20 protein-coding genes are annotated in these 21766 nt (G+C 58.1%); 8 read left to right on the top strand and 12 right to left on the bottom strand.

Going from position 1 to position 21766, the window contains the following annotated elements; translation table 11 throughout:
- Nucleotides 1–97 precede the first annotated feature (97 nt).
- A complete protein-coding gene (locus AB9L16_RS19320; RefSeq protein WP_056788018.1) occupies nt 98–994 on the top strand; it encodes a LysR family transcriptional regulator in 897 nt (298 codons plus the stop codon).
- A gap of 140 nt (nt 995–1134) precedes the next feature.
- On the opposite strand, the gene AB9L16_RS19315 is transcribed toward AB9L16_RS19320, so the two are convergent.
- Nucleotides 1135–2157 (bottom strand): transporter, encoded by a 1023-nt coding sequence (locus AB9L16_RS19315; protein WP_256808963.1) that lies wholly within the window; start codon nt 2155–2157, stop codon nt 1135–1137.
- A 276-nt stretch (nt 2158–2433) separates the two neighbouring features.
- Here AB9L16_RS19315 and AB9L16_RS19310 point away from each other — a divergent pair, with 276 nt between their 5' ends.
- On the top strand, nt 2434–4056 hold the full coding sequence (locus AB9L16_RS19310) for a methyl-accepting chemotaxis protein (protein ID WP_252868131.1): 1623 nt from the start codon (nt 2434–2436) through the stop codon (nt 4054–4056).
- A 324-nt stretch (nt 4057–4380) separates the two neighbouring features.
- On the opposite strand, the gene AB9L16_RS19305 is transcribed toward AB9L16_RS19310, so the two are convergent.
- A complete protein-coding gene (locus AB9L16_RS19305; RefSeq protein WP_016773566.1) occupies nt 4381–4686 on the bottom strand; it encodes a PepSY domain-containing protein in 306 nt (101 codons plus the stop codon).
- A gap of 156 nt (nt 4687–4842) precedes the next feature.
- A complete protein-coding gene (locus AB9L16_RS19300) occupies nt 4843–5970 on the bottom strand; it encodes a glycerophosphodiester phosphodiesterase (protein ID WP_150637525.1) in 1128 nt (375 codons plus the stop codon).
- Between the two features lie 220 nt (nt 5971–6190).
- On the opposite strand from AB9L16_RS19300, the gene AB9L16_RS19295 reads away from it, so the two are divergent.
- On the top strand, nt 6191–6517 hold the full coding sequence (locus AB9L16_RS19295) for a DUF2025 family protein (RefSeq protein WP_095181510.1): 327 nt from the start codon (nt 6191–6193) through the stop codon (nt 6515–6517).
- Nucleotides 6518–6625: 108 nt separating this feature from the next.
- Here AB9L16_RS19295 and AB9L16_RS19290 read toward each other — a convergent pair whose 3' ends face one another.
- The 3 genes from AB9L16_RS19290 to AB9L16_RS19280 all read right to left on the bottom strand — a co-directional run bounded on the left by AB9L16_RS19290 (nt 6626) and on the right by AB9L16_RS19280 (nt 9422).
- On the bottom strand, nt 6626–7147 hold the full coding sequence (locus tag AB9L16_RS19290) for a DUF1003 domain-containing protein (protein ID WP_252886681.1): 522 nt from the start codon (nt 7145–7147) through the stop codon (nt 6626–6628).
- A gap of 114 nt (nt 7148–7261) precedes the next feature.
- Nucleotides 7262–8581: a PAS domain-containing methyl-accepting chemotaxis protein gene (locus tag AB9L16_RS19285; RefSeq protein ID WP_122704239.1), complete on the bottom strand. Its 1320-nt coding sequence runs from the start codon at nt 8579–8581 to the stop codon at nt 7262–7264.
- A gap of 232 nt (nt 8582–8813) precedes the next feature.
- The gene (locus AB9L16_RS19280; protein ID WP_252878747.1) at nt 8814–9422 is read right to left on the bottom strand and encodes a TetR/AcrR family transcriptional regulator; all 609 of its coding nucleotides are present in this window, start codon (nt 9420–9422) and stop codon (nt 8814–8816) included.
- A gap of 210 nt (nt 9423–9632) precedes the next feature.
- Between AB9L16_RS19280 and AB9L16_RS19275 the strand changes: the two genes are divergently transcribed.
- The gene (locus AB9L16_RS19275) at nt 9633–10688 is read left to right on the top strand and encodes an MBL fold metallo-hydrolase (protein ID WP_375122565.1); all 1056 of its coding nucleotides are present in this window, start codon (nt 9633–9635) and stop codon (nt 10686–10688) included.
- A gap of 37 nt (nt 10689–10725) precedes the next feature.
- Here AB9L16_RS19275 and AB9L16_RS19270 read toward each other — a convergent pair whose 3' ends face one another.
- Together AB9L16_RS19270 and AB9L16_RS19265 are read right to left on the bottom strand one after the other, a co-directional pair.
- A complete protein-coding gene (locus AB9L16_RS19270; protein WP_056788034.1) occupies nt 10726–11043 on the bottom strand; it encodes a hypothetical protein in 318 nt (105 codons plus the stop codon).
- A 93-nt stretch (nt 11044–11136) separates the two neighbouring features.
- Nucleotides 11137–11904 (bottom strand): helix-turn-helix domain-containing protein, encoded by a 768-nt coding sequence (locus tag AB9L16_RS19265; RefSeq protein WP_375122564.1) that lies wholly within the window; start codon nt 11902–11904, stop codon nt 11137–11139.
- Between the two features lie 112 nt (nt 11905–12016).
- On the opposite strand from AB9L16_RS19265, the gene AB9L16_RS19260 reads away from it, so the two are divergent.
- On the top strand, nt 12017–12832 hold the full coding sequence (locus tag AB9L16_RS19260; RefSeq protein ID WP_375122563.1) for a sulfite exporter TauE/SafE family protein: 816 nt from the start codon (nt 12017–12019) through the stop codon (nt 12830–12832).
- Between the two features lie 76 nt (nt 12833–12908).
- Complete coding sequence (locus AB9L16_RS19255) at nt 12909–13598, top strand: DUF6933 domain-containing protein (RefSeq protein ID WP_353188045.1); 690 nt, start codon at nt 12909–12911, stop codon at nt 13596–13598.
- A gap of 3 nt (nt 13599–13601) precedes the next feature.
- Here AB9L16_RS19255 and AB9L16_RS19250 read toward each other — a convergent pair whose 3' ends face one another.
- The 4 genes from AB9L16_RS19250 to AB9L16_RS19235 all read right to left on the bottom strand — a co-directional run bounded on the left by AB9L16_RS19250 (nt 13602) and on the right by AB9L16_RS19235 (nt 17841).
- Nucleotides 13602–14588 (bottom strand): hypothetical protein, encoded by a 987-nt coding sequence (locus tag AB9L16_RS19250; protein WP_353188046.1) that lies wholly within the window; start codon nt 14586–14588, stop codon nt 13602–13604.
- Between the two features lie 250 nt (nt 14589–14838).
- Entirely contained in the window at nt 14839–15552 is a 714-nt protein-coding gene (locus AB9L16_RS19245) for an HNH endonuclease signature motif containing protein (RefSeq protein WP_150637540.1), read from the bottom strand.
- A gap of 227 nt (nt 15553–15779) precedes the next feature.
- Complete coding sequence (locus AB9L16_RS19240; RefSeq protein WP_016773579.1) at nt 15780–17030, bottom strand: ribonucleotide-diphosphate reductase subunit beta; 1251 nt, start codon at nt 17028–17030, stop codon at nt 15780–15782.
- A gap of 550 nt (nt 17031–17580) precedes the next feature.
- Nucleotides 17581–17841: a DUF2790 domain-containing protein gene (locus AB9L16_RS19235; protein WP_007912695.1), complete on the bottom strand. Its 261-nt coding sequence runs from the start codon at nt 17839–17841 to the stop codon at nt 17581–17583.
- Nucleotides 17842–18251: 410 nt separating this feature from the next.
- Between AB9L16_RS19235 and acs the strand changes: the two genes are divergently transcribed.
- A complete protein-coding gene (gene acs / locus AB9L16_RS19230) occupies nt 18252–20207 on the top strand; it encodes an acetate--CoA ligase (RefSeq protein ID WP_056788049.1) in 1956 nt (651 codons plus the stop codon).
- A 694-nt stretch (nt 20208–20901) separates the two neighbouring features.
- The gene (locus AB9L16_RS19225) at nt 20902–21675 is read left to right on the top strand and encodes an ABC transporter substrate-binding protein (protein WP_041479236.1); all 774 of its coding nucleotides are present in this window, start codon (nt 20902–20904) and stop codon (nt 21673–21675) included.
- The last annotated feature ends 91 nt before the right edge of the window (nt 21676–21766 follow it).

The following is a 21766-nucleotide window of genomic DNA, read 5'->3' as shown; positions in this document are numbered from 1 at the left end:
TGGGGATGGAAGAAGTTTATTTATCCGCCCTGAGGTGATAAACACGGCAAAAGCGGAATCACTGATCGGCTCAGCCGAACAATCACCGAGGCTCGCCATGAACAAACTGGAACTGCTGCGCACCTTCGTCCGGGTCAGCGAACTGTCGAGTTTCACCCTCGCCGGGGAAAGCCTCGGCCTGCCGCGCTCAACGGTGTCCGAACAGGTGCAGGCGCTCGAAGCCTTGCTCGGCACGCGGCTGTTGCAGCGCACCACGCGCAGGGTGCAGGCCACTCAGGATGGATTGGTGCTGTATGAACGCAGCAAAGATCTGCTCTCGCACATGGATGAAATCGAAGGGCTGTTCCGTCAGGACGAGGCTTCGCTGACCGGGTGCATCCGCGTCGATATGCCGAACATCCTCGCGCGGCGCTTGATCATGCCGCGCCTGCCGGAATTCATGGATCGCCACCCGAATCTGCAGATGGAAATCAGCAGCACCGACCGCCGTGTCGATCTGCTGAGCGAGGGTTTCGACTGCGTGTTACGCATCGGCGCGCAGCCGGATCAGTCGGTGGTCGCCCGGCATCTTGGCGACTTCCCGATGGTCAACTGCGCCAGTCCCGCTTATCTGCAACGTTACGGCGTGCCGCAGACCATCGAGGATCTGGCGCGGCATCGACTGGTGCATTACGTCGGCGTACTGGGCTCGCGTTCGGAAGGGTTTGTCTATGAGGAGGGTGGCGAAGTGCGGCGCGTAGCGATGGCCGGCAGTGTCACGGTCAACAGCACCGATGCCTATGAAGCGGCGTGCCTGGGCGGCTTCGGGCTGACCCAGGTGCCACGTACCGGCATGCAGCCGCATCTGGAAAATGGCGAACTGGTGACCGTACTGCCGCAATACACCGCACCGCCGATGGCGATTTCGTTGTTGTACGCGCGGCAAAGGCATTTGCCGCTGCGGGTGCGGGTGTTTATGGATTGGCTCGGCGATGTCGTTCGTTCAACGCTCTGACTTCTCACCTTGGCCCGAACTGTGGGAGCGAGCCTGCTCGCGAAAGCGCCATGTCATTCAACATTGATTTATCTGACACACCGACTTCGCGAGCAGGCTCGCTCCCACAGGGAGGGCTGTGTTGTGTGTGGGATTTGCGCTCAATAATCCCCGCGCTTGCGAAACGCCCAGCGCCCGGCAATCACGGTGAACGTCGCCACCAACGCGACCAGCACCCAAAACCCGTGCGGGTCCTGCGACAGCGGTACACCCCCGACATTCATGCCGAAAAAACCGGCGATGATGTTGATCGGCAAGGCCAGCACCGTCACCACCGTCAGGGTGAACAGCGTGCGGTTGCTTTGTTCGTTGAGGTTGGCGGCGATCTCTTCCTGCAGCAATTTGATCCGCTCGCCGAGGGCGGTGAGGTCGTTGATGATCAGCGCAAATTCCTCGGTGGATTTGCGCAACTCCTTGACGTCCTCCTTCTGCAACCACGGCGGCGGACGATTGAGCAAGCGCAGCAACGACCCCGGCTCCAACGCCAGCAGCCGTTGCAGTCGCACCAGCACGCGACGGTTGGCGCCAAGTTCGGCGCGGTTGGTCGACAGGCGTGAAGACAGCAATTCGTCTTCGACCTGATCGACACTCAGGCTGGTCTTGCGCACGATCTGCGTCAGCACCTCACCTTGATCGCGCAGCAGATGCACGAGCAATTCCGAGGGCGAGCGAAAGCACTCGCCGGCCTTTACCGACGAGCGCAATTTATCTACCGAATGCAGCGGTTGCAGGCGCGCGCTGACGATCAGTTTGCTGCGCACGCAGACCCACAGCGTCGACACGTCGGAGGAGACCATGCTGCTGAGGTTGAACACCACATCGTTGACCACCGCCAGCAGCGCCGAATCGACATGCTCGATGCGTGTCGAACGCGAACCTTCGTGCAACGCCTCGAAAAATTCCTCGGGCAATTGCAGATGACTTTTCATCCAGCGCTCGCACGCGGCATGGGCCAGGTTCAGGTGCAGCCAGAGAAATTCATCGCTCTCACCGTTATCCTGCAAACAGCGCAACGCCGTCGCCGAATCGATCTCGCGACCGCGCTCCCCGGGCAGAAAACGAAAGCCGTAGAGCAAGCCAAACAGGTCCGGGTCGCGATGGCTGATATCGAGGCTGTGGTTCATGGCGGCTCGCTGCGAGGAGGGTGTCTGGGGCAGGATTTTCAGGTTCACCGGAGCGGCATCATCGCAAGCTCACATGACCGTTTTGTGACAGCAAAATGACTGCAAATCAACGCGTTACCGGCTGTCGGAAGTTTCTCAAGGACGGCTCTGGCGCGCCGATCTCAGGTGAGTTAGGTTGCGCGCCATTGGCCTATGGCCATGGTACGTCGACAGGGAAGTCCGGCCATTTTTCACGTCCGTTCGGGCGTGCCTCATCCCTGCTTCGAGTACCTTGCAATGCTGCAAAAATCCCTGAGGGCGCAAATTCTCGCCCTGTTGAGCGGCAGTCTGCTGGCGATGCTGTTGATCGCGCTGGCCTGCTTTCATTTCCTCTCCAACGGCGTGCAAAGCTACAGCCAGTTGATCGCCGGCCCGCTGCACACTTCGCAACTGATCGATGAAGCCAACCTGCAATTCAAGGTGCAGGTGCAAGAGTGGAAAAACGTTCTGCTGCGCGGCAAGCAACCAGCGGATCTGGCGAAATACTGGAGCCAGTTCGAAGAGCGTCAGCGCGACGTGCAGAACATTCTCGGCGAACTGGCCGGCCAGAAAGGCATCGAGGCCAATCTCAAATCCCGCATCGAACGCTTGCGCGACGAGCATCGCCAGTTGGGTACTGCCTACCAGAAAGGCCGCGATGCCTACGTCGCTGCCGGTGGTGACCCGAGCGCCGGCGACGCTGCTGTCAAAGGCGTCGACCGCGCCACCAGCGAGCAGATGAGTGCATTGGTTGCCGAGCTGCGCGAGCAGGGTACCGCGCAGTCGGCATTGATCAGTGCCAGCGCTGAGCGCACCGTGTGGCTGGGGCTGTTGGTGATGCTCGCGTCAGGCTTGTTGATCGGTCTGCTGAGCCTGTGGCTGGTCAGCCGCAACCTGATCGAGCCGATCCGCAACCTCATCGATTACGTCACCCGCTTGAGCCGTGGCCAGTTGGCCGAACGTGTTGTCAGCGAGCGTCGCGATGAACTGGGCAACCTAGCCGCCGCAGCGAACACCCTGCGCGATTTTCTGGCGGACACCTTCACTCGCTTGCAACGCAGCGCCGGTGATCTGGACAGCGCCAGCGGCGAGTTGAACGCCATTGCCACGACCATGGCAGGCGGCACCAGCGAGCAATTCAACCGCACTGATCAAGTGGCCACGGCGATGAACGAAATGTCCGCCACGGCCCAGGAAGTCGCCCGTCACGCCGCCGATGCCGCACGTGCTGCCGACGATGCCGATCAGTCGGCGCAGCAGGGTGAAAAGGTCATGCAAACCACCATTCACTCGATCACGCAGATGCGCGGCGAAATCGCCAACACCGCCACGGTGATCCGTCGACTGGAAGCCGACAGCGGTCGTATCGGCAAGGTGCTGGAAGTGATTCGTGGCATCGCCGAACAGACCAATCTGCTGGCGCTCAACGCCGCCATCGAAGCGGCGCGGGCGGGTGAGGCCGGGCGTGGTTTTGCCGTCGTCGCCGATGAGGTGCGCAACCTCGCTCAGCGCACGGCGGAGTCGATCATCGAGATCAACCAGATCATTCAGAACGTGCAGACCGGCGCTGTCGATGCCGCGCAGGCTATCGAGAGCGGCCAGGCGCGCAGTGATGAAAGTGTCGAGCAAGTCACCCAGGCCGGCGCGATGCTGGAGCGCATCACCTTGGCGGTGGAGGCGATTCGCGACATGAACCGGCAGATCGCCACAGCGGCAGAAGAGCAGACTTCAGTGGCCGAGGATATCTCGCGCAACCTGACTGAAATCACCGCGATTGCCAGCACCAACCTGGACAACGTGCAGCGCACCGAAAGTGCCAGTCAGAATTTGCATGGGTTGTCGGGGCAGTTGAATGAGGTGACGGCGCGGCTCAGTGCCTGATTTTGGCTGGCGGTTTGTCAGCCCCTCACCCTAACCTTCTCCCAGAGGGAGAGGGGACTGACCGTGTTGATTGTTCGAGATTCGCCGACCTGAAATGCCGAGGCGTACTCAGGCTGGTAGTCGTTTGTGATGGCTTTTTAATTTTGAGGCGTACTCAGGCTCCGAAATTTCCCCGATCTGCTCCCTTTCCCCCTCGCCCCCTTGGGGGAGAGGGCTGGGGTGAGGGGGATCGAGTTCACAGAACACACAAAGTTTGCGCCTCAATCCGCAACCACAAAAAAGCCGCACGATCGTTAAATCGTGCGGCTCTTTAACAGCGGTCTATCAAGTGTCTTGCTTGTCGCTCAGCACTTTACCGGTGGTGGCATCAAAGTCCACGTCGAACTCTTTGCCGTCAGCAGTTTTAAGTTCAACTTCATACTCATAACCATTGAAGTGGTTATCCAGGTCGGTGTCGGTAATCGTTGCGCCCGGGTGCAGTTTCAGTGCTTCGGCGTTCATCGATTCCAGCGACTTGATCTTGCCGTCCTTGACCAGTTGCGGGATCTGGTCAATGCGAACATCAGCCTGAGCCAGGCCAGCGGTGAGGGTCAGGGCAGCGGCGGTAAACAGGGCAGTCAAAGTTTTCATCGGTTCATTCCTTGGCAGTGCGTTGAAGTGGTTGATCTGTGTAAGTGGGTTCAGATTAACCAGCGCAACTTAATTCACCCTTAAATCTCTGCTCCGCGATAAAACTGCTCTTTGCGGGAGCGAGCCTGATCGTGAAGCAGGCGACTCGATAACAAGTCAGAAACCGTTCTTCTTCAAAACATCGTCAATGCTGCCAGCCGCCGGACGCTTATAAAACTTCAACAATTCACTGGCGCGGTTGGTAAAGATGCCGTCGACACCCGCCGCCATGACTTTCTCGTAGTCCACCGCCTCGTCGACCGTATAAACGTGCACCAGCATGCCCTGATCGTGGGTGTACTGATTCATCCATGGCTGCACCAGGTCGGAGTAACTCTGGTCACCACCATGGGTCAGCTTCGCGGAAGGGCCGGTGCCGATCGCGCCCTGGGCCTTGGCGTAATCGACCCATTGCTTGAATTCCGCTTCGGATTTTGGCTCCTGCTTGCCGTAGAAAACGTTTTTGTCTTTCTCGCCGGACGCGGCAAACGTCACGGCGGATTTCGGCTCGATGCTGCCTTCGCCGACCCACAACAGCAGGATCTTCGGCACTTGCGGCATTTCCTTTTCCAGCAATTGCAGGCTGTTCTTATCGAAGGTCTGCAGGATCACCTTGCCTTTGCCCTGACCGACGCCCAACGCACTTTTCGCCAGTTTCGAGCCGGCCGGACTGAGCCAGCCGCGATCCTGCAGTTTTTCCTTCAGGTCATGTTCGATGCCGGGAAACAGCTGCGGCTCTTTGGTTTCGATGTACAGGCCCGGCTTGTGCTGCGGGTTGGCGCGGGCGATGTCGATGATTTCATCGAGGGTAAGAATCTTCAGCCCGGCGTAGGACGGGCGTGCGCGGTCAGGATATTTGCTGTTGAACCAGCTGCCGGCATCAAGGGTTTTCAGCTCGGCCATGGTGAACGCGGTGGCCGGGCTGTCCTTGCGCTCGGGGAATTTGCTGGCAACGTCGGTGGTGCGTTGCAGGTTGTCGTCGTGCAGGGCGAACAGCACGCCGTCCTTGCTGCGCTGCAAATCCATTTCCAGGTAATCGGCGCCGAGATCACGGGCCAGTTTGTAGGCCGCAGCGGTGGATTCCGGGGCATCAAACGACGCGCCACGGTGGGCAATCACCGCCGGATGCGGAATGCCATGGGCGGCAGCGATTGCCTTGGGCTCGGGGTGGCTGGCGGCATGCGCCTGACCGAGGCCGAACAACAGACTCAGCACCAGAGCGCTTCGGGTAAAAGTGGCAGGCATGGTCGAGTTCCTTTCGCAGGTTTTTTTCGAGACGTACCTTTTAACAATTGAAGCGCCGCAGGGCTATCGCCAGACCGACATAAAGCGAGCAAAACGGAAATTTCCTGCACTTTTGTGGCGCTGTTTGCAGTACGCTTGCCCACGGCATATGCCCCGGCAGAGGGCGCGCCGCTACATTGCCCTGCGTGTAAACCATCGATCATCTTTCGTGAGGTTTACCATGCGCATCACCTCCCAACTCATCTGCCAGGCTGCCGACGATCTCAAAGGCTTCGTCGGCCTCAACCGCAAGACCGGCCAATACATCGTGCGCTTCAGCGAAGATTCGTTCGGCATGGACGTGGCCGACGACGGCATCATCCCCGCCAGTGAATTCGTCTGGGCACCGCTGTCGGACACCACCATGACGCTCAAGCGCGAGTTGATTCAGTTGCTGCTCGATCAACACATCGACGACCGCATCAACATCACCGAACCGTTACGGGTTTACATGAGCAAGGTTGAAGTGCCGGAGATTGTGGCGGTGCGGAGTCTGGTGCGCGGTTGAGGTTTTGCTGTGTGGTTGCGGGCCTCTTCGCGAGCAGGCTCGCTCCCACAGGGATTTTGTAAACGCCACAGATCCAATGCGGGAGCGAGCCTGCTCGCGAAGGCGGCCTTAGTTCTGGCACACGTGAGCGTGCAACTCGCTGGTCAGGCTTTCGATGCGTTCGGTGAGGGTTTTCGTCATTTCGGTGAGGCGGGTGTTTTGTTCCAGCAATGCCAGCAATTGCGCGGAATTCTTCGCCGCCTCTGCCTGACGTTCGGTATTGGCCAATGCCAGAGCTTCGCGGTGCTGCGCATCGGCGTCGGCCTGCGCTTTGTCGCGCGCGGCCTGACGGGTTTGTGCAAGCAGGATCAATGGCGCGGCGTAGGCCGCCTGCAGGCTGAAGGCCAGGTTCAGCAGGATGAACGGGTAGACGTCGAATTGAGTCACGCCCCATACGTTGAGGCCGATCCATACCGCAACGATCAAGGTTTGCGCTCCAAGGAACAGCGGCGTGCCGAAGAACCGCGCAAAGGCTTCGGCGCGCAGGGCGAAGGCGTCGTTGCCGAAGGTCGTATTCAGGTGGGCGTGGGGGCGGTGGAAGCGCAGGTGATCGATGGGGGCGTTGGTTACTTCGGGTTTTTCGTTATTCATGGGGCACTCGGCGGGGCTTGGGACGTGTCGTCACTATAGCTCTGCGTTGTGGCGGCCGACCTTCGCGGGCTGCCCACGAAGGTCGCGACTCGTTCTATCGACCCTGCACAAACCTCAATTCGGCACCCGCTCATTGGCAAACATGCTCACCGCATCCACCGCCTCACTGGCGCCATCGCGAATCTGCAGAATCACCGTGCCGGCCTGATTGGCCAGTTCCACGCCTTCTGCGGCGCGGTCGCGGGTGCCTTGCATGCTCTTGATCGCCTGCCGTGTTTCGCTCTGGATCAGACTGATCATGGTGGAGATTTCTGCGGTGGAACCGCTGGTGCGCGCCGCCAGTTGCCGCACTTCATCGGCGACCACGGCAAACCCGCGACCCTGTTCACCGGCGCGTGCCGCCTCGATGGCCGCGTTGAGGGCGAGCAGGTTAGTCTGATCGGCGATCGCGCGGATGGTGTTGACGATGGCGGTGATCTGCTCGGAGCGGTCGCCCAGTTGCGCGATCAACGTTGAAGATTGGCTGATGTCCTCGGCGATTTCGCGCATTTCGCTGGCAGCCTGTTGAATCACTTGCGTACCTTGCTCGGCGACTTTTCGCGTTGCTACCGAGATGTGGTAAGCGGTGCTGGCACTGCGCGCGTCCTGCTCGTGTTGCTCGACACGGGCGGTAACGTCAGACGCGAACTTCACGACTTTGTACAAGCGCCCCGAAGCGTCATATACCGGGTTGTAGTTGGCCTCCAGCCAGACGATCTGACCGCGCTTATCCACGCGCTCGAACTGTCCGTGGAAGAACTCGCCCTGATTCAGGCGCCGCCAGAAATCCTGATAGGCGCCGCTGTTGACCAGCGCCGGAGTGCAGAACAGGCGGTGATGCTGGCCCTTGAGCTCTGCGAGGCTGTAACCCATGCGCGTGAGAAAATTCTGGTTGGCGGTAAGAATATTGCCGTCGAGATCGAACTCGATCACCGCCATCGCGCGATCGATCGCCTGCAGCTTGGCGTTGGCCTCGTTCTCCTGCTGCACCTTGGCGGTGACATCCATCGCGTACTTGACCACTTTGATCACCCGTCCCGACGCATCCTTGATCGGGTTGTAACTGGCCTCCAGCCAGATCGGCTGGCCTTTGCTGTCGACCCGTTCAAAAGTGCCGGACTGGAACTGACCGTTTTTCAGGCGCGACCACAGCTCAGTGTATTGGGCACTGCGACCGAACTCAGGTGTGCAGAAATGCCGGTGCGGCTGGCCAATCGCCTGGGCAGCCGTGTAACCCATGGTCTTGAGGAAATTGTCATTGGCACGCAACACCACGCCATCAAGATCGAACTCGATCACCGCCATCGAACGGTTGATCGCTTCGAGCATCGCGGCCTGGTCAAAAACGGTGTGTTGCAGTTCAGCGAGGGCGGCTTTCTGGCGATTGAAAAACATGCTTGCGATACTCGGGAAGTGGGGAAAATCTAAAGGATTCAGTCCCTATTCCTGCGCCGGCAAACCGAAATGCACAGGCGGCATTCGGTGGTGACTGCTCAATGCCAACGTTCCGTTACTGGCAGATGGCTACTTATACAAAACTTAATAAAGTTGTACAAGAAAGGAATTTTTCGCGAGGTTGTATAACTTTTTACGAAATTAGTTGTACACGGCTCGACGAGCCGGTGATTCACCGCTGATACAGTGCCAGGAACATCTCCAGCGCCGACTCGGCAACTGCATTCTGCGCGTCTGGATCAAGGGCCGCGCGACCCAGCGAGATCTGCGGCCAGAACGCGAATGCCTTGAGCAAACCTTGTACTTGATGCGCGGCAAATTCCGGATCCACCGGTTTGAGCCGTCCGTCGGCTTGCGCCGCGCGTATCCAGACGGTCAGGCCTTCCTCGCGCTCGCCCATGCGCTCGATCATGTTCTGTGCACGTTCGGGGGAATGAATGGTTGCGGCAATCGCTACCCGGGCGAGGGTGAGAAAATTCTCGTCAGCCATCATCTGCACTTTTTCTCGCAGCATCTGGCGCAATTGCTCGTGCAGCGGTTGCTCGCGGTCGTAGCGCACCGATGGTTCGGCGATGATCCGCGCCCACAACTGATTGAGGATCTCGGCGAACAGCTCTTCCTTGCTGGGGAAGTGGTTGTACACCGTACGCTTCGACACGCCGGCCGTAGCGGCGATCTTGTCCATGCTGGTGATTTCGAAACCGTGGGCACGGAATTCGGAGATGGCCGCCTGGATGATGGCTTCGCGTTTGCGGTCAGTGAGGCGTTGTGGAGCGGTCATGAGCGGGCTTCGGCAGAGAGGAATGAAATTACACTCGGCAGTTTACTTGGCGTCGGCTTTGATGCAACCTAGAAACTACACCGCTCAGTGTAATGTTGCGTTAATCCTCGCACCTTACAAACCAGAGCGTTTGGCCCTTGCGTGCAGCTTGGCCATTTTCATTTCCCATGGAATACCGTGCAGCACACGGTTTTTCGGAGTCGTTCAGTCATGGCCAATCCAGTCTCTCTCCCGGATAACACTCCCACGCCTCAAGCCTCGCGCCAGGATCAAGGGCTGTTTCGCAATCATGCGCCGGTACAGCGCGAAGGGCTACGCAAAATGCTGCGGATCATGTGGAACATGATTTTCCACAAACCGCGCGACACCCGTCCGAGCGCCGCCATTCCTGTGCAGCTGCTGACCCGTGAAGATCTGCTCGCAGCGCCCAATCACAGCGTTTACCGCTTGGGGCACTCGACGCTGTTGCTGAAGCTGCGTGACAAATTCTGGATCACCGACCCGGTCTTCGCCGAGCGCGCCTCGCCAGTGCAATGGGCGGGTCCGAAACGTTTTCATAAGCCACCGATCAGCATCGACGAACTGCCACCGATCGAAGCGGTGATCCTCTCGCACAACCATTACGACCATCTCGACTACGAAGCGGTACTCAAACTCGCCGCCAAAACCACTTACTTCCTGACTCCGCTGGGCGTGGGCGACACCCTGATCAAATGGGGCATCGACGCCAGCAAGGTGCGCCAGTACGACTGGTGGCAGGGCACCGAAATCGCCGGTGTCCGCTTCATCGCAACCCCATCGCAGCACTTCTCCGGCCGTGGCCTGTTCGACGGCAACAGCACGCTTTGGGCGTCGTGGGTGATGATCGACGCCGACACACGAATCTTCTTCAGCGGCGACAGCGGTTACTTCGACGGCTTCAAACGCATCGGCGAACAATACGGCCCGTTCGACCTGACCCTGATGGAAACCGGCGCCTACAACGTCGAATGGCCCCACGTGCACATGCAACCGGAAGAAACCCTGCAAGCCCACATCGACCTCAAGGGCCGCTGGCTCTTCCCGATCCACAACGGCACCTTCGACCTGGCCATGCACGCCTGGCACGAACCCTTCGACCGCATCCTCGCCCTCGCGTGGGAACGCAGTATTGCGATTACCACACCGCGAATGGGGGAGGCGTTCAACATTGCGCATCCACAACGGGGGAGTGCGTGGTGGATGGCGGTTGAAGAGGAGAGTGATGCGGTGGTACAGAACGCATGAATCCGTTCAGTTGGTGAGGGGCGTCCCCCTCGCCAGCTTAATCAGCCATCGCAAAATCCCCACGCCCCACCGATTCCCCTGCCATACCCTGCGCCCTGACACTGCGCCCCGGTGCGAACCCCGGAAAGAACACCAACCCCTGCGCTTCAAACCGATAAGCCAGTGCCAGTCTCGCGGCGTCCGCCACGTCCTGCTGCGCTTCGAACCGCTGGATATCTGCCACCGCCACCTCGGCCTCGCGCGACAGTTGTTCAACGCTCCAGCCCAGCATGGCGCGGGCCTGGACGCAGTGGGTCGGGGTGAACTGGAAAAGGGCAATGCGTTCGAGGACGTGGTTCATCGCAAGAGAGGCCATGGTGTGCTCCGGGCTCAAAAGTGCTGATTGAAAATGTACTGTGTTTTTGTACAGTTGTTTTCGGCCGGGATCAAATGCATTTTTCGAGTTTGCCTAGTTCTTCGGCTCCAACCAGACGGACGGTGCCTGTCCCAGCACACGCCGAAACATCGTCGAAAACGCCGCCGGGCTCTCGTAGCCGAAGTCCAGGGCAATCCGCGTCACCGCTTCCCCCGCCGCCAACCGTGCCAACGCCTGCACGACGCACGCCTGCTGGCGCCACTGACGAAAGCTGAGCCCGGTCTGCTGCCGAAACAATCTGTTAAAGGTACGCAAGCTTATGTGTAACTGGTCGGCCCAATCCTGCGGGGATTGATGGGTATTGGGCATGTTCAGAAAGGTCTGACACAGACTGAGGAGCTTTCCTTCGGCGTGCATGGGAATGTGTAGGGCAAGGGGCGCGCTGCGTGCCAGTTCATGCAACAGCAAGTTGATCAGCACACCGTCGCGTCCGGCCTGGTCGTACATCGGTGGCACGTCCACCGCTTCCATCAGCAAATGCCGCAGCAGCGGCGACACATTGAGCACTTGGCAGTCCGGCCCCAGATCCACGTCGCCCGGTTCGATATACACACTGCGCGTGCTCACCCCGAGCATTAATACCTCGTGGGCCACGCCCGGCGGAATCCACACCGCGCGCTGCGGCGGCACCACCCAATTACCGTTCCGGGTGCTGACTTGCATCACGCCTGTGGCGCCGTAGAGCAATTGGCCACGGCGATGCGTATGAAACGGGAGTAGGTGGCCGTGGGAATAATCGGTACCGATGGCCACGACCGGGCGAGGCGTGTCATCGAGCTGATTGATCGAAATATTGCGCATCAGACGTGTTCCAGCGATTGGCGTAAACGCGAACATTATTGGCCCAACTACTGAAGCCGGCCAGTGCATCACGCTCTAATGTCCTGGGCTCCCCCGATCCTGGACGCCCACCATGTTCTACCTCCTGCTTACGCTGTTCGGTTGCCTCACCGGCATCAGCGCCGTGCTCTTCGGTTTCGGCGGCGGCTTCGTCATCGTGCCGCTGCTCTACCGCATGCTCACCGCCAGCCACGCAGCAGACGACCCCATCGCGCAATCGGCCATGCACATCGCCGTGGCCACCTCGACCTGCGTGATGATCGTCAACGCCCTGATCGCCACACGCAAACACCAACGCGCCGGCAATCTGCTCCGGGACTACCTCTGGCCATTGGGCGGGTTTATCGGCGTGGGCGCGGTCGTCGGCGCCATCGCTGCGATGTGGGTCAGCGGCCAAGTGATTCGCTACGCCTTCATCGCCTACCTGGGCGTGACCATCGTCGATTGCCTGCTGCGTCGCGGATTTCTCACCCAGTCCCAGACGACAATCCCACGGCGACTGACCTCAACAGAAACATCCGCCGGCGGCGTAGGCATCGGCGCCATCGCGACCTTCCTAGGTGTAGGAGGAATCGTCATGACCGTGCCGCTGCTGCGCCGCTGCGGGCTGAGCATGTCGCAAGCGACGTCCATGGCCAATCCGCTCAGCGTGCCGGTAGCGCTGGCCGGGACGCTGACGTACATGGCGCTGGCCGGTTTCACCGAGGCTGATCTGGGGGGTTGGTATATCGGGTATGTCAATGTGCTGGCGTTTGCGCTGCTGACGGTTGGCTCGTTGCTGGGGATCAGATTGGCTGCGCGGTGGATTGGGCGGATACCGGATCGGGTGCATGCCTGGATCTATATTGGTTTGCTGATCGTGGTGCTGCTGAGCATTTCGCTCAAATGAATCGTTGATTGGCGCAGGCGAAAGAAATCAGAATCAGCGGCAGAGCGTTGCCTCCAGTCTTCAGCAGAGAACCAGGATGTTGATCTTCAATTGCACCGAAGCCGCCAGCAAGTTTTTCAGCCGTGTTCATAAAGGCCAAACGATCACGCCGGTGGACACCAAACCGCCGTCATCAGTTATTGAGGATGATGAGCTGAACGGCGCGGACGAACAGTGGTTGGTTCATGCGATCACTGTGCAGCGCAAACATGTGTTGTTGGTCCTGCACATCAAAACCCGCTATTGCGTGATCCTGGCTGATGCCAAAAAGGCCGACGCCGAAGGGTTTGTAGCGTGGTTTAACGAGCGTTGGCGCGAAGGTCTGATCCGCGATGCAATCAATCATGACCTCATGCAATGGGTTGATGCGGGGACAATGACCGATCGTCTCGAGCTGAGTCGCGAGTATCGTTTTTATCGCCGTGGCCATCGCAGCGCACAAAAGCACATCGAACAAGTCGCCTGGTTTTTCGAGGATTGCGCGGCAGAGTGGGGCTGTTTGCCCCAAGGCGAACGTGCAGCTATCGGTTTCGATGCGCGGATGAATTCGCAAATTCGAAACACCAAGGACCGAAAAGATTACTTTCGCCCTGATGAAGAAATGCTCGCTCATTGGCTGCTCCAGTATTGCGGAGTGGAAGATCTGGGCGTTCAGGCTGCACTTGAGCGACGCAGGGAGGCGGAGCGGGAGATTCGAGCGTTTGAAGAAAGGGCACGCATCAACTGAGCTTCACTTCAACCCCGGCGCTTCACGAATAATGAAGTGATCCAGGTTCTCGATATTGGCATTGAAGACCTCGAAAGGTTTTTCGGGGTTCTTCTTGCCGGGCACCTGCTTCAGCTCCGGCGTTACGCCATAGAAGAAACAGAACAACGCCTTGTCGCTATCCACAGCGTGCTTGATCTCTTCCAGAAACGCCTTGCGCTTGCGGTAGTTGTCGATCAGCTTCTTGTTCAGATAAACGCTGACCGGATACGGCTTCTTCTTGCTGTCTTCGGGTTTCTTGAACCAGACCTTGTCCTCGAAATCGATACGAAAACTGGCACTGTGGAAGTCCTCGATCTTCTTGATCCGCCCCCAGTAAATCAGCCCCTTGTTGTCCGTCAGATACTCGATCTTCTTGAAGAACGAACTGTACGGCGCCGAATGCTCGCCGACCTTCAACGGCATGCGCTTGAGCAACTCCTTGTCGGCGAAGTTGGAAACAAAACACTCCACCGGATGCGCAAACACACTGGTCTTATCCGGCGCCGACTCCCGACTCGCCGACTCTTTGCCACCGTCCGCCGCCGCCCGCACCGGATCATCCCGCAACACATCCGCCGCCCCCGCTGGCGCGACAGGCTTGCGCACATACTCACGCCGGGTCAGCAACAACTCCGACGGGAAGTGTTCCTCACGCCCGTCATCCACCTCGTCATCCGCCGTCTCAACGCCAGAAGCCGACGCCTTCAAACTCACATACGGACAACCCGCCACATGCTGCGTCGTGGGCAGATTCTTGAAGTGCGGCGTGCGCACGTAATTCACATTCTTCGCGTTGAACGTGCCCAACTCGTTGGACGCCTCGAACGCCGAACGACACGCATCGTTGGGGCACTGGAAGTGTTCCTTCGCGGAGTCGAAGGCCACCGTCTCATCGAAATTGAGATCGCGAACGTCATAGATCGACAACTTGTCGTCGAGGCTGAGGCAATAGGCGAGATCGAATTTCATGGTGGGGCTCGGATCCTTGAGTGGGGGAGGGGTATTAATAGCGGGAGGCGGCGCGGGTTGCACTGATTGTTTTCAGGATGATGCGGGATTTGTGGGAGGCAGCCCGCTGGCGATTTGTGGCATCAACCTAATCTCGAATCCAGACACCGACCCAGCAGCAACACATTGAATTGTGGTGAGGGGATTTATCCCCGTTGGGCAGCGAAGCTGCCCCAAATCCAGCAAATGAGGTTAGCCAGACAAACTGCAATTATTCCTTTTCGAGTCTTCCAACGTTGTCATACAGCCAAGCAGTGAAAGCCTCTCTGTCGTCCGAATGATGGCAACGTTGGTGACAGTTGGGACACAACGCCACAACATTCGTCTCAAGGTCCGAACCCTTTTGCGACATGTGCTTAACGTGATGCACTTCTAAAAACGGTTTCCCATTTTTTTCAAATGGCGCTGCTTTGCCACAACCCTCGCACTTTCCATTGGCTTGCTGACGAACCCAGCCCCTCAATTCAGGATCGCGAAAGTAAACCTTTCTAGTGGAAGTCGTTTGGATTGGTGTTTTTATCCCTTTGGGGACGTAATCAAATTGCTTTTGCTCAAATTTAGCCGCGCGTTGCTCGAGCAATGCTTCGTCCGCCGTTGGATTGGAATCTTCAAGTGTCAGAACGGTAGAAGCATCAAGTGCCTTACGGATGCTGCTCGCTACATTCGCGCCAACATTCTTGGCAGGTTTATAGCCTTCAATACGCTTTCTATCCATCTCGACCAACACGGTAGAAATGTTCTGCATCCGGAACTCGACAGAGCCTTTAGTCCGACCGGCTAACGGGCCTTCGCGCAGGATGCGATTCTCCTCAGTCTTGACGAATTTCTGGCCGCTCTGCTCGCGTACAAGCATCTTCAGATAGGCATCGACTGCCGCCTGAATCTCGACCTCACTCCAATCGCTATTACTTTTTTCCGTGTCCATAAAATCGCCGAGGGTTGAAAACCCTCGGACGATACTGAGTGGCCATCACTGCTGTCTAGGAAATTTCCTACAGGGAAAAGCGACTGATCCTGCCAAATCCTACCAATGCATCGTTAACCTAATTACCGCTTATCGCCCATAAAAAAAGCCCCGATAAAATCGGGGCTTTTTGCTTTCTCGACTTGTCGACTCAGGCAGCAATCGTCAAATCGCACCAAGCGACACTATTAGTCCCAGCTCAGAGCACCACCAGTTTGGTATTCGATCACGCGCGTCTCAAAGAAATTCTTCTCTTTCTTCAAGTCCATAATCTCGCTCATCCAAGGGAACGGGTTAGTCGTCCCTGGGTACTCTTCCTTCAAACCAATCTGCGACAAACGACGGTTGGCGATGAACTTCAGGTAGTCCTCCATCATCGCCGCATTCATACCCAACACCCCGCGAGGCATGGTGTCACGCGCGTATTCGATCTCCAGCTGCGTACCCTGCAGGATCATCTGGGTCGCTTCTTCTTTCATCTCAGCATCCCACAAATGTGGGTTTTCGATTTTGATCTGGTTGATCACGTCGATGCCGAAGTTCAGGTGCATGGATTCGTCGCGCAGGATGTATTGGAACTGCTCGGCGACGCCGGTCATTTTGTTGCGGCGGCCCATGGAGAGGATTTGGGTGAAGCCGCAGTAGAAGAAGATGCCTTCCAGAACGCAGTAGTAGGCGATCAGGTTGCGCAGCAACTCTTTGTCGGTTTCCGGGGTGCCGGTTTCGAACTTTGGATCGGAGATCGAACGGGTGTACTTCAGGCCCCAGGCTGCTTTCTTCGCGACCGATGGGATCTCGTGGTACATGTTGAAGATTTCGCCTTCATCCATGGCCAGCGATTCGATGCAGTACTGGTAGGCGTGGGTGTGGATCGCTTCTTCGAAAGCCTGGCGCAGGATGTACTGGCGGCATTCCGGGTTGGTGATCAGGCGGTACACGGCCAGGACCAGGTTGTTGGCAACCAGGGAGTCGGCGGTGGAGAAGAAGCCGAGGTTGCGCATCACGATGCGGCGCTCGTCGTCGGTCAGGCCTTCCGGGTTTTTCCAGAGGGCGATGTCGGCGGTCATGTTGACTTCTTGCGGCATCCAGTGGTTTGCGCAACCGTCCAGGTACTTCTGCCAGGCCCAGTCGTACTTGAATGGCACGAGTTGGTTGAGGTCAGCGCGGCAGTTGATCATGCGCTTTTCGTCAACGGCGACACGGGCGGAGGCGCCTTCGAGTTCGGCGAGGCCTTCGGCGACGTCGAGGGAGTTCAGTGCAGCCTTGGCGCGGGCCACGGCGGCCGAGTCGTCGGCGGTGACGGCGCGGGCTTCCAGCGCTGCGGCGCCGCCGGCGTTGTCGAGGCGGTCCATGTTGGCTTCGCTTGCGTGGCCGGCGTTGGCGCCTTTCACGGTTGCGACTTCACTGTCTTCTTTATCGAATTCGTCCCAGCTCAGCATGACGTGTCGTCTCCTGCGTGAGGGCTTGTGCCCGTGTGAAACCTGATGGGTTGGTTTTTCACACGGCCAAACAAGCCGCGTTGGATGTCGTTTTTTGCAGCGCTGCACGCAGGCAAATAAACAGAAATTTTGACGGGTTCCGAGAGCCTCTGATGGGCGCAATCAGCGTCTGGCACTGTTGCGGGGCTTCAGAATGGCTTTTGCTCCCTGTAAGGGAATATTGCTGACCCGTATAGGGCGGCATTATAGGGAAATTTTTACCGGCGTGGTGCGGCGAATCGGCTCATGGCGAGGCCGAGGAGGGGGTGGATTTCGGTCCGACCGAGGGATTACAGGGCTTTGCGCGGAATCGACCCGAGCAGATTTTTTTTCGTTAATTTTTTGGCAGGTGGTTTTTTGTTTAAAAAATAGCCAGAAAAGTGGGTTTTTCACTATATCTAGTGTTTTGCAAGCCTTTTTCGCGGCTCCAGACACAACTGAGCCCGACCGAAGCCGGGCTGGAATCGACCCTCAATGTAGCGCTGAGCGATCCGATTCGGTGCAGTCTGATTCAGTTCGTGCAGCCGTTGCCCATGATGCTGTAGCGCAGGATGTGGCGTTGGCCTTTGGAGTCGTCGTATTCCATTTTTGCCGGTACTACTTCGCAGACATTTGGCACTTCGCTCATCGATACAACTTTGGCGATGTCCAGATGTGTGGAGTAAGTGTATTCCTCTATTACCGGTTGTTGCTGTGCGACATCAGTCGGGACCTCGTCTGCCATGGCGGTTGCGCACAGACTGCTGAGGGCCAGAACCAATAAAGCTTTCATTTCTAATTCACCTTTTTGAGGTCGAGTGGGGTCACGCAACCTTTTTAGGGTTGCGTGTGGAGCTTGAGTAGTTGATGCGTTACTTGAAGCGCTGGATTAACGGCCTTCGTGGGGGCTGTAACGTTGTTAATCGCGGTTGCCTTGTTGGCGAGGTGAATTTTAGGGCGGTGGGGGCGGGGTAAACAGAGCGGGTTTTGATAAACACTTTTGGCATATTTGGTAACAATCCCTCGCGCGACCCCCTGTAGGAGCTGTCGAGTGCAACGAGGCTGCGATCTTTTGATCTTGCTTTGAAGATCAAAAGATCGCAGCCTGCGGCAGCTCCTACAACCATCGTCGAATGGTTCTATAGGCCCCACCCGGCTACAACAGGGTCATACAAAAACAACTATTACACCGAGGTAGGAAAGATGAGTGCGGCTTCTCTGTATCCCGTTCGTCCCGAGGTTCTGGCAAACACGCTGACTGACGAGGCGACCTACAAAGCCATGTACCAGCAGTCGGTCGTCAACCCTGACGGCTTCTGGCGCGAGCAAGCCAAGCGTCTGGACTGGATCAAGCCCTTCACCACGGTGAAACAGACCTCGTTCGACGATCACCATGTCGACATCAAGTGGTTTGCCGACGGCACCCTGAACGTTTCCTACAACTGCCTCGACCGCCATTTGGCCGAGCGCGGCGACCAAGTCGCGATCATCTGGGAAGGCGACGATCCTTCCGAGAGCCGAAACATCACCTACCGCGAACTGCATGAGCAAGTGTGCAAACTGGCCAACGCCCTGCGTGGTCAGGACGTGCACCGTGGCGATGTGGTGACCATTTACATGCCGATGATTCCCGAAGCCGTGGTCGCCATGCTGGCCTGCACCCGGATTGGCGCGATTCACTCGGTGGTGTTCGGCGGTTTCTCGCCGGAAGCCCTGGCCGGTCGCATCATTGACTGCAAATCGAAAGTGGTGATCACCGCTGACGAGGGTATTCGCGCCGGCAAGAAGATTTCCCTCAAGGCCAACGTCGACGACGCGCTGACCAACCCGGAAACCAGCAGCATCCAGAAGGTCATCGTGTGCAAGCGCACCGGTGGCGACATCAAGTGGAACCAGCATCGCGACATCTGGTACGAAGACCTGATGAAGGTCGCGGGCACCGTTTGCGCGCCGAAAGAGATGGGCGCTGAAGAGGCACTGTTCATCCTTTATACCTCCGGCTCCACCGGCAAGCCGAAGGGCGTGCAGCACACCACCGGCGGTTATCTGCTGTATGCGGCAATGACCCACGAGCGCGTATTCGACTACCGTCCAGGCGAAATCTACTGGTGCACCGCCGACGTCGGCTGGGTCACCGGCCACAGTTACATCGTCTACGGCCCGCTGGCCAACGGCGCGACCACCGTGCTGTTCGAGGGTGTGCCGAACTACCCGGATATCACCCGGGTGGCGAAGATCATCGACAAGCATAAGGTCAACATCCTCTACACCGCGCCGACCGCGATCCGCGCGATGATGGCCTCGGGTCAGGCCGCCGTGGAAGGCGCCGATGGCAGCAGCCTGCGTCTGCTCGGTTCGGTGGGCGAGCCGATCAACCCGGAAGCCTGGGACTGGTACTACAAGAATGTCGGCAAGTCGCGTTGCCCGATCGTCGATACCTGGTGGCAGACCGAAACCGGCGGCAACATGATGAGCCCGCTGCCGGGTGCCCATGCGCTGAAGCCGGGGTCGGCGGCGCGTCCGTTCTTCGGTGTGGTGCCGGCGCTGGTCGACAACCTCGGCAACATCATCGAGGGCGAGGCTGAAGGCAATCTGGTGATTCTCGATTCGTGGCCAGGCCAGGCGCGTACGCTGTACGGCGATCATGATCGTTTCGTCGATACCTACTTCAAGACCTTCCGTGGCATGTACTTCACCGGTGACGGCGCGCGTCGCGATGCCGACGGTTACTACTGGATCACCGGGCGTGTGGACGACGTGCTCAACGTTTCCGGCCACCGCATGGGTACCGCCGAGATCGAAAGCGCGATGGTCGCGCATCCGAAGGTTGCCGAAGCTGCGGTGGTGGGTGTGCCGCATGACATCAAGGGGCAGGGCATTTATGTCTATGTGACCTTGAAGAACGGCGAGGAGCCGACCGAGCAGTTGCGCCTGGAGCTGAAGAACTGGGTGCGCAAGGAGATCGGCCCGATTGCTTCGCCGGACGTGATCCAGTGGGCGCCGGGGCTGCCGAAGACCCGTTCGGGCAAGATCATGCGCCGCATCCTGCGCAAGATCGCCACGGCGGAATACGACGGCTTGGGCGATATCTCGACCCTGGCGGATCCGGGTGTGGTGCAGCATTTGATTGATACGCACAAGACCATGAATGTTGCTTAAGCTTTAGAAGCATAGGAGCCCTGTCCGGTGATGCCGGGCGGGGCTTTTTTATGGCTGTGAGGTTTGTGGTAGCTGGGAGGGCCTCTTCGCGAGCAGGCTCGCTCCCACAAGGAAACGGGCGCATTTCAAATGTGGGAGCGAGCCTGCTCGCGAAGGCGATCTGTCAGACACCGCAGTAGTCAGCTGTAGGAAACCGCAACACCCCAACCAATAATTATCGATCTGCACCGTCAGACCTTTCCCGCTGTTACCCGCCACAACCCAATGTGTAACCGCCCGCGCCAAACCGGGGCGAAGGGAAACGCGGTGCGCCGTTTTAGAGCCTCCAAAGCCCTGCTGAAAAATAAGACATAACGCTGCGCTTGCCGGATTAGAAGGGTTTACGAATAATAGGCCCGCAACTTGCAATATGTATCGGTTCACTGTCTTTCGCTCTTGCATGAAATTGCAGGGCTGTCAATGAGCTCAAACCGCTTTCTCGGTGCATCTGTAATTAGTTGTCGCATTGAAGAAATATCGGCTTCGGGCCTGTCGTTAGAATGCCGATCACTCGCTCATCGTGGCTGACGTTGAAATCGCCTGCGGTTCCAATGGGAAATTTCCGCCGATGCGCAACCGATTTCCGATTCACCCATTCGCATATTGGGCTGTCGCTCACTCTGCCGTTTTTGCCCTTTACCGATGGAGTCCCAAGATGAAGAAACTTGTGCTGCTTGGCGCCCTGGCACTGTCCGTGCTGTCGATGAATGCCTTCGCTGACGAAAAACCGCTGAAGATCGGTATCGAAGCGGCTTACCCTCCGTTCGCTTCGAAAGCACCGGACGGCAGCATCGTCGGTTTCGACTACGACATCGGCAACGCGCTGTGCGAAGAAATGAAGGTCAAGTGCGTGTGGGTCGAGCAAGAGTTCGACGGTCTGATCCCGGCTCTCAAGGTGCGCAAGATCGACGCGATCCTGTCGTCGATGTCGATCACCGAAGATCGCAAGAAGTCGGTCGACTTCACCAACAAGTACTACAACACCCCGGCGCGTCTGGTCATGAAGGCCGGTACTCAGGTCAGCGAAGGTCTGGCTGAGCTGAAAGGCAAGAACATCGGCGTACAGCGTGGCTCGATCCACGAGCGTTTCGCCCGCGAAGTTCTGGCTCCATTGGGCGCCGAGATCAAGCCGTACGGCTCGCAGAACGAAATCTACCTCGACGTGGCTGCCGGTCGCCTCGACGGTACCGTGGCTGACGCCACCCTGCTGGACGATGGTTTCCTGAAAACCGACGCCGGCAAAGGCTTCGCGTTCGTCGGCCCGGCCTTCACCGACGTCAAATACTTCGGCGACGGCGTAGGTATCGCGGTGCGCAAGGGCGACGCCCTGAAAGACAAGATCAACACTGCCATCGCGGCCATCCGCGAGAACGGCAAATACAAGGCAATCCAGGACAAGTACTTCGCCTTCGATATCTACGGCAAGTAACACGTCTCTGCGACAAGTCCGAAATGGCGCAAGCAACAGAATCTCTGCGGTTTGCGCCATTTTTTCATCCCAACTTTCGAGGACCTGAATC

This window comes from Pseudomonas sp. LW8, from assembly GCF_041956865.1.
GTDB classification, from domain to species: domain Bacteria; phylum Pseudomonadota; class Gammaproteobacteria; order Pseudomonadales; family Pseudomonadaceae; genus Aquipseudomonas; species Aquipseudomonas siliginis.
Note: the sequence above shows the minus strand (reverse complement) of the source record. Positions and strands in the feature narration are given on the sequence as shown.

Excerpts from the sequence above, each read along its gene's own strand:
- AB9L16_RS19320 (WP_056788018.1), top strand. The coding sequence starts at position 98 with ATGAACAAACTGGAACTGCTGCGCACCTTCGTCCGGGTCAGCGAACTG.
- AB9L16_RS19315 (WP_256808963.1), bottom strand. The coding sequence starts at position 2,157 with ATGAACCACAGCCTCGATATCAGCCATCGCGACCCGGACCTGTTTGGC.
- AB9L16_RS19310 (WP_252868131.1), top strand. The coding sequence starts at position 2,434 with ATGCTGCAAAAATCCCTGAGGGCGCAAATTCTCGCCCTGTTGAGCGGC.
- AB9L16_RS19305 (WP_016773566.1), bottom strand. The coding sequence starts at position 4,686 with ATGAAAACTTTGACTGCCCTGTTTACCGCCGCTGCCCTGACCCTCACC.
- AB9L16_RS19300 (WP_150637525.1), bottom strand. The coding sequence starts at position 5,970 with ATGCCTGCCACTTTTACCCGAAGCGCTCTGGTGCTGAGTCTGTTGTTC.
- AB9L16_RS19295 (WP_095181510.1), top strand. The coding sequence starts at position 6,191 with ATGCGCATCACCTCCCAACTCATCTGCCAGGCTGCCGACGATCTCAAA.
- AB9L16_RS19290 (WP_252886681.1), bottom strand. The coding sequence starts at position 7,147 with ATGAATAACGAAAAACCCGAAGTAACCAACGCCCCCATCGATCACCTG.
- AB9L16_RS19285 (WP_122704239.1), bottom strand. The coding sequence starts at position 8,581 with ATGTTTTTCAATCGCCAGAAAGCCGCCCTCGCTGAACTGCAACACACC.
- AB9L16_RS19280 (WP_252878747.1), bottom strand. The coding sequence starts at position 9,422 with ATGACCGCTCCACAACGCCTCACTGACCGCAAACGCGAAGCCATCATC.
- AB9L16_RS19275 (WP_375122565.1), top strand. The coding sequence starts at position 9,633 with ATGGCCAATCCAGTCTCTCTCCCGGATAACACTCCCACGCCTCAAGCC.
- AB9L16_RS19270 (WP_056788034.1), bottom strand. The coding sequence starts at position 11,043 with ATGGCCTCTCTTGCGATGAACCACGTCCTCGAACGCATTGCCCTTTTC.
- AB9L16_RS19265 (WP_375122564.1), bottom strand. The coding sequence starts at position 11,904 with ATGCGCAATATTTCGATCAATCAGCTCGATGACACGCCTCGCCCGGTC.
- AB9L16_RS19260 (WP_375122563.1), top strand. The coding sequence starts at position 12,017 with ATGTTCTACCTCCTGCTTACGCTGTTCGGTTGCCTCACCGGCATCAGC.
- AB9L16_RS19255 (WP_353188045.1), top strand. The coding sequence starts at position 12,909 with ATGTTGATCTTCAATTGCACCGAAGCCGCCAGCAAGTTTTTCAGCCGT.
- AB9L16_RS19250 (WP_353188046.1), bottom strand. The coding sequence starts at position 14,588 with ATGAAATTCGATCTCGCCTATTGCCTCAGCCTCGACGACAAGTTGTCG.
- AB9L16_RS19245 (WP_150637540.1), bottom strand. The coding sequence starts at position 15,552 with ATGGACACGGAAAAAAGTAATAGCGATTGGAGTGAGGTCGAGATTCAG.
- AB9L16_RS19240 (WP_016773579.1), bottom strand. The coding sequence starts at position 17,030 with ATGCTGAGCTGGGACGAATTCGATAAAGAAGACAGTGAAGTCGCAACC.
- AB9L16_RS19235 (WP_007912695.1), bottom strand. The coding sequence starts at position 17,841 with ATGAAAGCTTTATTGGTTCTGGCCCTCAGCAGTCTGTGCGCAACCGCC.
- acs (WP_056788049.1), top strand. The coding sequence starts at position 18,252 with ATGAGTGCGGCTTCTCTGTATCCCGTTCGTCCCGAGGTTCTGGCAAAC.
- AB9L16_RS19225 (WP_041479236.1), top strand. The coding sequence starts at position 20,902 with ATGAAGAAACTTGTGCTGCTTGGCGCCCTGGCACTGTCCGTGCTGTCG.